This is a genomic window from Candidatus Angelobacter sp., assembly GCA_035607015.1.
In the GTDB taxonomy this organism is placed as follows: domain Bacteria; phylum Verrucomicrobiota; class Verrucomicrobiia; order Limisphaerales; family AV2; genus AV2.
Genome location: DATNDF010000151.1, coordinates 1 through 2,986, shown reverse-complemented (window position 1 = coordinate 2,986; position 2,986 = coordinate 1). Strand labels below are relative to the sequence as shown.

General features: G+C 62.5%; 4 protein-coding genes. All 4 read left to right on the top strand.

The window, feature by feature from the left end; genetic code table 11:
- A partial coding sequence (locus tag VN887_06180; GenBank protein HXT39594.1) for a choice-of-anchor Q domain-containing protein occupies positions 1-1,176 on the top strand: 1,176 nt, incomplete at its 5' end.
- A gap of 268 nt (positions 1,177-1,444) precedes the next feature.
- Positions 1,445-2,107, top strand: a complete 663-nt coding sequence (locus VN887_06175; GenBank protein HXT39593.1) for a sigma-70 family RNA polymerase sigma factor — start codon at positions 1,445-1,447, stop codon at positions 2,105-2,107.
- Positions 2,104-2,754, top strand: coding sequence for a zf-HC2 domain-containing protein (locus VN887_06170; GenBank protein ID HXT39592.1), 651 nt, complete (start codon positions 2,104-2,106; stop codon positions 2,752-2,754). The genes VN887_06175 and VN887_06170 overlap by 4 nt, the downstream gene beginning before the upstream one ends.
- 11 nt (positions 2,755-2,765) lie before the next feature.
- The coding region (locus tag VN887_06165; GenBank protein ID HXT39591.1) for a hypothetical protein at positions 2,766-2,986 on the top strand (221 nt) is incomplete at its 3' end.

Here is a 2,986-nt window from a genome sequence, read left to right as displayed (position 1 = left end):
GCCAACTACGGCAACGTCGAGTTCGGTATCTGGTCCAACGGCACCAACACGACGATCGCCCATCTCACGATCCGCGACACCTTCGACAACGAAATCATTTTCAATCCGGGCGCGCAGTCGCCGCATGTCTATTGCGTCCGGCTGATCAACGCCGGCTCGCAGTTCATCAAATCCAATCCGACGAGCGTAACGAACGGGGTCGGTGTGAACAACGGCGTCGTCGAATACTGCTGGTTCGAATACACGGGCAGCCCGCCGGCAGATCATGGCGCGGGTGTGGGCTACTTCAACGGCATCAGCGCGCACGCGGCGCAAAACTGGACCGTTCGCGGCAGCCTCTTCAAGAACCTGCACAACCCGGACGGCACGGCCTATCCATGGAACCCTGCCGTGCTGTTCTGGCGGCACTCGGCCAACACGGTCACCGAGCAGAACGTGTTCGTCAATGTGGATCGCGCGGTCGCATACGGCCTGGAAAATACGGTGCCCTACTTCGACCATGCCGGCGGTGTGGTTCGCAACAACTTCGTTTATCTCACACCGGGTCTGCTCAGCGCCAGCCGCAAAGCCAGCTCCGACGGCTCGATCATCGCGTGGAATTCGCCCGGCACGCAGGTGGATCACAACACGGTCCTGGTCAACAGCAACGAGTTTTACGCGGTTGAATTTCGCTTTTCGACCACGACCAACGGCACGGCCCGCAACAATCTGGCGGACGCGCCAATTCACCTGCGTGACAACGCCACCGCCACACAGAGCGGAAATCTTCCTGCCGCCGTGCCCGCGATGTTCGTCAATGCCGCCACCGCCGACCTGCACCTTTTGCCTTCCGCGACGAACGCCATCGACAAGGCGCCGACGCTCGGCACGGTGACGAACGATTTTGACGGCGATCCCCGTCCGAAAGGGGCGGGGTCGGATATCGGGGCAGACGAGTTCACAACGAACGCGCCACCGCGCATCACCGATTTCCGGCTGTCCGGCAGCAACTGTGTGGTCAGCTTCACCACGTTTCCAGGCACCGGTTACGACTTGCAGCGCGCCAACGAAGTGTCGGGCGACGTCTGGTCGCTGGTGGCCGCCAACCTTCCCGGCACGGGCGGAGTCATTCAGGCCACCGACACCAACGCCACCGGCCGTACCCGGCGGTTTTATCTCGTGCGGTTATCGCCGTGACCCGCCGCCGTTTTGCCCGTGACGCGTCGCGACCCGAACGGCCGCGCGGCCCATCCCTTTCATCGGGCGTATCATTCAGCGGGCGCTAAAAGTGACGATCCCTTTCGCAGCGGCGACCCCCACCGCAATTTTCTTCCGAACCAAATGAAGCCTTCCAACGTTTAACCTGTTGAAACGAACGCAAAGACGAGTGGTCAAAAATCGAATGGCATGACTATCGGACACGCAGTCAACCACACTTCTCACGGGCCCGGACTGGGATAGTTGTATGCGGACCGCTCCCTTTGCCTCGCTTCGTTCGCTCTTTGCCATCACTGATGAGCAGGCGATGTGGCGCGTGCAGACGCAGGATGACGAGGAGGCTTTCGCCCGGCTCGTGCGCCAGTGGGAGGGTCGCATTCATCATCTCTGCGTCCGGATGACGGGGGACGAGCACCGCGCCGAAGACCTGACCCAGGAGGCATTTGCGCGCGTCTTTGCGAAGCGGAAGGATTACCAGCCCAACGGCAGGTTTTCCACATGGCTGTGGCGGATCGCGCTGAACCTTTGTTACGACGAACTGCGCCGCTCGAAGCGTCGGGAGGAATCGATGGATCCGTGCGGGGAGACGGTCGCCGCGCTGGAGGCGTTCGTTGCGCCCGAACCCGGGCCGGACGGGTCGCTGGTGGAGCAGGAACGCGGCGAACTGGTGCGACAGGCATTGCTGCAACTGCCGGAGGCGTACCGAACAGTGCTCGTGATGCGGCATTACGAGAACCTGAAGTTCCGGGAAATTGCGGCAGTGTTGGATGTGCCGGAAGGCACGGTAAAGTCGCGCATGGCCGAGGCGCTGACACAGATGAACAGAATTTTGAAACCCATGCTCGCGGTCGAGACGGCGAAAAGCCTCGTAAAGTCCGCGGGACAGACAAGAGAAAGTGTAATGCTATGAACCACCCGGCTCGTGAAGAATGGATGTCGTATCTGTACGACGAGTTGAACTCCGAGGAACACACCGGCCTTGCCGCGCACCTCGCGGTTTGCCCGGATTGCAAGGGCAAGGTCGCCGAATGGCGGGCGGCGCGAAGAGACCTGGACGCGTGGCGGGTGACCGCGAAGCGACCCCGCGCCGTGCCAGCACGGCCTTTGATCAAATGGGCCGCGGCGGCGGCGATCGTGCTCGCGACAGGCGTCGGCATCGGACGGCTCACCTCGGCCACGCCGGATGTCCGACGAGTGCGCGCGGCCATCGAACCGGAGATACGCCAGCAACTGCGCCAGGAGCTTGCGCAATTGCTGCGGGAGGAGCTGGGCAAAAGAGCCCCGGCCATGCTGGCGGCATCCGACGAACAGAACAGGCAGCTGCTCGCCGAGTTTGCCCGGGCCGTCGAGACGAAACGCACGGAGGACAGCCAGGCCATCTACGCCGCCCTGAGCCGGCTGGAATCCCGGCGCGTCGCTGACTACGTCTCGCTCAAAAAGGACCTGGACACCGTCGCGGTACTGACGGACGCGGGTCTGCGCCAGACCCAGCAACAACTCGTCCAGCTGGCAGACTATTCTGAACCCGCGGACCCGTCGAACTCACCCAAAAACTGAAAGGAAACGAAATGAAATCGGTCATCACTTCCGTCGCGATCATCGCAGTCTCATTATGTCCGGGCGCCGCGTCCGCGCGCGCCCAGCAGCCGCAGGAGGAAGAACTCGCGCGAGTTCAGGAACAGGTCAAGCGCGAGGTTGCCCAGGCCCAGCAAGCGGCGCAGGCCGCACAAGCCGAGGCGGAGGAACAGGCAAATGCGTCCGCTGACGCGCAGGTTCAGCACGCACAAAA

What these genes read in the sequence shown, in the direction of transcription:
- VN887_06170 (HXT39592.1), top strand. Translation starts at nt 2,104, where the DNA reads ATGAACCACCCGGCTCGTGAAGAATGGATGTCGTATCTGTACGACGAG.
- VN887_06175 (HXT39593.1), top strand. Translation starts at nt 1,445, where the DNA reads ATGCGGACCGCTCCCTTTGCCTCGCTTCGTTCGCTCTTTGCCATCACT.